We start from the raw sequence: 5,617 nt of genomic DNA, 5'->3' as shown, positions 1-5,617 counted from the left end.
ATTGTACTAACTCATCACACTTGAATGGTGGAGGGAGAAGGATTCGAACCTTCGAAGGCAGAGCCGTCAGATTTACAGTCTGATCCCTTTGGCCACTCGGGAACCCCTCCTCAAGTGCGAGGCGCATACTAACAGATCCCACGGCTTTGTGAACCCCAAATTTGCAATCAATGTAGAAAAATATGCGAGTCGCTCATTTTTTGACATTGACCGTTCAAAATTCAATCTTTTCATAGGGTTCAGAACAAAAATAAGACAGCTAACCGAGCCGGAAAGCTGGTTTGTCGCCCTGTCATCATAGGTGGTGCCGCTATGCTGCCAGTGTTTTATGCTGGATTGCCGCCTTTGTTCTGTAAATGTGATGGCGGATTTGTTTGGGTGTGGACTTTGCTGCTGCCTGATCTTAATCTCGCCATGTTATCTAACTGTTAACATGGAATGTGATCCTATGCAGCCTCTCGATGTTGCCGTTCTGCGCGGCCAGTTTCCTGCCCTCAATCAATTGATTGATGGAAAATCCCCACTCTTCTTCGACGGCCCGGGGGGCGCCCAGGTCCCCCAGAGCGTCTTGGGGGCAATGACGGATTATCTGGGCCGTTTCAATGCGAATCTGGGCGGCCCCTTCTTTTCTGGCCGGGAGACGGAGCAGCAGGCGCTGCGTGCTCGTCAGGTTGCGGCCACCTTGCTCGGTGCCGAGCACTGGCAGGAGATTGTATTTGGTGCCAATTTCACCAGCCTCACCTTCGCTTTCAGCCGTGCCTTGGCGCGGGAATGGCAGGCGGGGGATGAGATAGTCGTCAGCGCGCTGGATCACTACTCCAATGTATCCAGCTGGCAACAGGCGGCGGCGGATCGCGGCGCCATCGTCCATCAGGTGCGGGTCGATGCCGCCAGCGGTGGTCTCGACATGGAGCATTTGCTCAGCTTGCTTGGCCCGCGCACCCGGCTGGTGGCAGTGACAGCCGCTTCCAATACCACGGGCACCCTGGTGGACATTCCCGCCATCGCCGATGCGGTGCATGGCGTCGGTGCCCTGCTCTATGTGGATGCAGTTCACTTTGCCCCTCATGAGCGCATCGATGTGCAGGCCTGGGATTGCGACTTCCTGGGCTGCTCAGCCTACAAGTTCTTCGGTCCGCACCTGGGGATCCTCTATGGCAAACTGGCGCATCTGGAACGGCTGACCCCCTACAAGGTGGAGCCAGCCAAGAACGTCTCTCCCTACAAGTGGGAGACGGGCACCCAGAGCTGGGAGGCCCTGGCCGGGTTGGAGGCGACCATCGCCTATCTGGCCTCTCTCTCTGGTCTTGCGGCAGACGAGGCTTCCCTGGAGGAGCGGCTCGATATCGGTTTCGCCCGCAGTCATGCCCATGAGCAGCTGCTGAGCGCGCATCTGCTGGCCAAGCTGGCGGAGCGTCCTTGGCTCACCCTGCATGGCATCCGGGGCACGGCGGGGCGAACGCCCACCTTCGCCCTCACCTCGCTGCGGCACACCCCGGCCCAGATGGCGGTCTACCTTGGGGAGCATCAAGTATGCAGTTGGGCGGGTCACTTCTATGCCCTGGGATTGATTGCGGCTCTTGGGGTCGGTGAAGGAGGGGTACTGCGCATCGGCTGCATGCACTACAACACCCATACCGAGATAGACAGGTTGTTCAGTCTGCTCGATGCCATGCCGACGGGCTAGCACGACCATAATCGATGCCACCTCATCAGACCCCGCTGCCGGTTTACCGCAGCGGGGTCTCTCATTTGGCAATGATGTGGTGGATCTGATCGAGGGGGACTATGTGGCGGGCGGCACCGAGCTTGATCGCCTCCTTGGGCATGCCAAATACCACGCAGGAGGCTTCATCCTGGGCATAGGTAATAGCACCCGCCTCCTGCATCTCCTTGAGACCACGGGCACCATCATCCCCCATGCCGGTCATGATGATACCGGTGGCATTCTTGCCCGCGTATTTGGCAACGGAGCGAAACAGCACATCGACCGAAGGGCGATGACGGTTGATCAGCGGGCCATCCATGACGTCCACATGGTAGTAGGCCCCGCTGCGCTTGAGCAGCATGTGCTTGCCACCCGGTGCTATCAGGGCCAGACCCGGGATCACCCTGTCATTGTGTCTGGCCTCACGCACTTCTATCTGGCACAGGCCGTTGAGCCGTTCGGCGAAGGAGGCTGTGAATTTCTCCGGCATGTGCTGAACGATGACGATGCCTGGACTGACCCTGGGCAAGGCGGTGAGGACCAGCTCAAGGGCCTGAGTGCCGCCGGTGGAGGTGCCGATGGCGACAATCCGCTCCGTCGTCTGGGCCATGGCCTGACCGCTGGCGGGCAGCCAGGCATCGACGCTGATCTTGGCGGGCACGGCCAGTGGTGCCTTGCACAGCTGTTTGACATTGGCCATGGCCGCGCCCCGTACCGCCATGGCGAGGTCGTGGGCGGATTCTTGCAGAAAGTCTTTGAGGCCTATGGTTGGCTTGGTAATGATGTCGACCGCACCGGCCGCCATGGCCTGCAAGGTGGTCTCGGCGCCCCGCGCGGTGAGGGAGGAGCAGATAACGACCGGGGTCGGCCGCTCGCTCATTATCTTCTGCAAAAAGGTGATGCCGTCCATGCGCGGCATCTCCACATCGAGCACTATCACATCAGGCCAGGCTCGTTTGAGCTTCTCCATGGCAAACAGGGGATCCGAGGCGGTAGCGATGACACTGATGTCCGGTTCACGTTCCAGCACGCTCTGCAATACCTGCCTGACCACGGCGGAATCATCGACCAGCATGACGGTGATCTGCTTCATCTATCTCTCCTCGTTCGCATAACGCGGCCGCTAGCGGGGCGGCTTCCGCAGGCTCAGCACTGTTGTGGCCCTATTGGCCGGTGCGGCGGTGCTCATCGACTTGGCCCGGTTCCAGTATCAGCGGGCTGTGTCTGACCCAGACATGACCGGTATTGAGGTCGAAGACAAGCGCTCTGTGGCCTGTGCCGCCCAGGTCGTGGGCACTCACATCCAGGCCTTGAGCCCTGACCAGAGCCCAGGCTGCCGCCACATTCTGACTGGCGATATCCTGGGTATGACGTTCCCCCAGCTGGGGGAACATGTTGCCGCCGCCAAACAGCTTGACCACATATTCCCGCGGGGCCGCCCCCGCTTTGGCAACCCCTTGCAGCAAGATGGCCAGAGCCTCATCCGCATACTTTCCATTGAGCGAGTCAGGCAGCTGCACTGCCATCTGCCGCTCGCGATGACGTCGACTCGGCAGCATGAAGTGGCACATGCCGCCCCAGTGGTGGCGTGGGTGCCAGAGGGTCAGGCTGACGCAGGAGCCGAGCTGGGTGCGCATCACCATGGCCTCCTGGCTAAACAGAGCCTCGCCGGGTTGCAATAGGACCTCTCTCATGGGATTCAGGCTTTGCGATAGATAGAAGGGGAGAGCAGCTGCAGACCAGTCTGGAGGCCATGCAGACTCTCGGCGTGACTGATGATGAGATAGCCTCCCTGGCGCAACAGGGGAAGCAGGCGGGCGAGTACTTGCTCTTTGGTCTCCCGGTTGAAGTAGATCATCACGTTACGGATGAAGATAAGGTCGAACAGGCCGAGATCCGGCAGCGGCTTGTTAAGATTGATTTGGCTAAAATGCACTCGCTCCTTGATCTTGCGGTCGATGAGAAAAGTCCCCTCTTGCTGACCTATGCCCTTGAGGCAGTACTTCATCAGGTAGGCGGTCGGTATGTTATGGGAACGCTCTATGGCATAGAGGCCTGCCTTGGCCTGGGTCAGTACCCGGGAGCTGATATCAGAGGCGATGATCTCCCAAGGGGCTGCGGCGCGGTGCTCTGCCAGGATCATGGCGAGGCTGTAAGCCTCTTCACCGGAGGAGCTGGCCGCACTCCAGATCCGCAGCGCACGCTCGCGCGGGAAGTTGGGTACTATCTGCTGGCTCAGGAACTCGAAATGTTTGGGTTCGCGAAAGAAGTAGGTCTCATTGGTGGTCAGCAAGTCCAGGGCCAGTTGCAGCTCCAGCTTGGCAGAGTCGTGCATGATAAGGTGAAAGTAATCCCCAAAACTTGGCAGCTGGTAATGGGAAAGCCGTTTGGCCAGCCGACTGCTGACCAGCGTCTTCTTGGCAGGGGAGAGATCGATGCCGGCGGCCTGATGCAGCCAGCGCTGAAATTGACTGAATTCCTGATCGCTCAGGGTGGCATGTTCCAACAAGCGTGCTTTCCTTGTGTGGTGTATCCGGTAGCCGGCCGGGGCGAACGGGAAGCCTTGGCTCCCCGCCCTCTTGGCTCAACTGCGCATCAGAAGCGCACAAAATCTCCCTCGCTCTGGCCTTTGCCGTGAGCGGCAAAGATATCTTGGGGCGATCCCTCTTGATTGAGGAAGCGGCCACGGCCGTTGCCTTTGTGGGGCGCGACCTTGAGTTCGGCCATCGTCTTGTGCTGTGCCAAGGTGAAGAAGCCCATGGATTGTTGCAGCTGTTCGGCCTGGCCGCTCATCTCCTCCGCGGTGGCGGCCAGCTCTTCACTACTGGAGGCATTCTGCTGGGTCACCTGGCTGAGCTGGCTCATGGCTTTGTTGATCTGGCTGACCCCGGTGGATTGTTCTGCCGAGGCGGCACTGATCTCCTGCACCAGATCCGAGGTTCGGTTGATGGAGGGCACTATCTGATCGAGCAATTCACCCGCTCGCTCTGCCATGTCGACGCTGCTGGAGGCCAGCTCGCCAATCTCCTGAGCCGCGACTTGGCTGCGTTCGGCCAGTTTGCGTACCTCGGCCGCCACCACGGCAAATCCCTTGCCATGATCGCCAGCACGGGCTGCCTCTATGGCCGCGTTGAGTGCCAGCAGGTTCGTCTGGTAGGCGATGTCATCTATGATGCTGATGCGTTTGGCTATCTGCTTCATGGCATCCACCGTCTGCTTGACCGCACCGCCTCCTTCTATCGCCTCCTTGGCTGCCTTGCTTGCCATGCCGTCCGTGACCTGGGCGTTCTCGGTATTCTGGTTGATGCTGGCGCTCATCTGCTCGATGGAGGCGCTGGTCTCCTCCATGCTCGAGGCCTGTTCACTGCTCGACTGGCTGATGCTCTGGGCGGTGGCACTGACCTGCTCTGAGGCACTGGATAGATTGTCCGAGGCGCTGCGCACCTCTGTGACTATGGTGGTGAGGGCCGTGATGGTCTGATTCAGGGCATCCTTGGTGGTGCCAAAGACCCCGGGATAGTTTGCCTCTACCTTTTGGGTCAGATCCCCTTCGGCCAGGGCCTGAACCACCCGGATCACGTCCTTGAGACTGGTGTCTATCACCTCGGCAATCTTGTTGATGCCCTCGCCCAGATTCTTGAAGAAGCCAGCCTTGTCACCGAGGGCCATGCGTTTGCTCAGCTCGCCATCTATCACGGCTTGCACGATTTCGGATACCTCCCGTTCGACCGCGACCTCCTTGGTGCGATCGTCCCACTCAACCACGGAACCGAGCCGCTCGCCCGCATCGCTGAATACTGGGTTGGCGACCAGAGAGAAGGTGCGCCCGCCGAGCTGGATCTGGGTGCGAGTAGGTACTGGCCAACTTGGCCAGCATGCCGCGCTGGTGGCTGGGGTTCTTGTGGAAGG

4 protein-coding genes, 1 tRNA gene and 1 pseudogene are annotated in these 5,617 nt (G+C 59.7%); 1 reads left to right on the top strand and 5 read right to left on the bottom strand.

The genetic code is table 11. The features are described from left to right. Window positions 1–25: 25 nt before the first annotated feature. A tRNA-Tyr gene (locus G113_RS18735) sits at window positions 26–110 on the bottom strand. A gap of 338 nt (window positions 111–448) precedes the next feature. On the opposite strand from G113_RS18735, the gene G113_RS18730 reads away from it, so the two are divergent. Next, the gene (locus G113_RS18730; RefSeq protein ID WP_005908843.1) at window positions 449–1,687 is read left to right on the top strand and encodes a cysteine desulfurase-like protein; all 1,239 of its coding nucleotides are present in this window, start codon (window positions 449–451) and stop codon (window positions 1,685–1,687) included. A gap of 61 nt (window positions 1,688–1,748) precedes the next feature. Here the strand turns inward: G113_RS18730 and G113_RS18725 are convergent, their stop codons facing one another. The 4 genes and pseudogenes from G113_RS18725 to G113_RS18710 form a co-directional block, all read right to left on the bottom strand. Next, window positions 1,749–2,801 carry a protein-glutamate methylesterase/protein-glutamine glutaminase gene (locus G113_RS18725; protein WP_005908841.1) on the bottom strand — a complete coding sequence of 351 codons (1,053 nt, stop codon included), beginning with the start codon at window positions 2,799–2,801 and terminating at the stop codon, window positions 1,749–1,751. A 70-nt stretch (window positions 2,802–2,871) separates the two neighbouring features. Next, window positions 2,872–3,402, bottom strand: coding sequence for a chemotaxis protein CheD (locus G113_RS18720; RefSeq protein WP_040319390.1), 531 nt, complete (start codon window positions 3,400–3,402; stop codon window positions 2,872–2,874). A gap of 5 nt (window positions 3,403–3,407) precedes the next feature. Next, window positions 3,408–4,217 (bottom strand): CheR family methyltransferase, encoded by an 810-nt coding sequence (locus G113_RS18715; RefSeq protein WP_005908837.1) that lies wholly within the window; start codon window positions 4,215–4,217, stop codon window positions 3,408–3,410. A gap of 86 nt (window positions 4,218–4,303) precedes the next feature. Beyond that, window positions 4,304–5,617, bottom strand: a pseudogene (locus G113_RS18710) (methyl-accepting chemotaxis protein); the annotation flags it as partial.

The sequence above is a fragment of the Aeromonas molluscorum 848 genome (assembly GCF_000388115.1).
Classification (GTDB): domain Bacteria; phylum Pseudomonadota; class Gammaproteobacteria; order Enterobacterales; family Aeromonadaceae; genus Aeromonas; species Aeromonas molluscorum.
The sequence above is the reverse complement of the archived record's forward strand: the minus strand, read 5'-3'. Positions and strand labels throughout refer to the sequence as shown.